Origin of the sequence: Janthinobacterium sp. UMAB-60, assembly GCF_900095235.1 — a bacterium.
Lineage (GTDB): Bacteria > Pseudomonadota > Gammaproteobacteria > Burkholderiales > Burkholderiaceae_D > Janthinobacterium.
Genome location: NZ_LT607548.1, coordinates 1 through 208 on the forward strand (window position 1 = coordinate 1; position 208 = coordinate 208).

The 208-nt window shown below is 66.3% G+C and carries 1 protein-coding gene; it reads right to left on the reverse strand.

The genetic code is table 11. The annotated features are described in order from the left end of the window. Positions 1-208 (reverse strand): POTRA domain-containing protein (locus K0F86_RS27250; protein ID WP_306823232.1); only part of this gene is annotated, 208 nt, incomplete at both ends.

Sequence of the window (208 nt, forward strand, 5' to 3'; positions counted from 1 at the left end):
AACGACGACGCCATCGTGGATATCTTGCGCCGGCAGATACGCCTGCGCGAGGAAATAGCCGCGGTTCTGGTAATAGCTGGCAATCTTGCTGGCCATGGCGCGCAGCTCGCCCAGGGTCAGCTCGCTGCCGGGCACGAAACCCGTGGCCGCGAGCAGTTCGCTCTCGGCAAAGACGGGCGGCGCCGTCACCTGCAGGCGCTGCACCGTG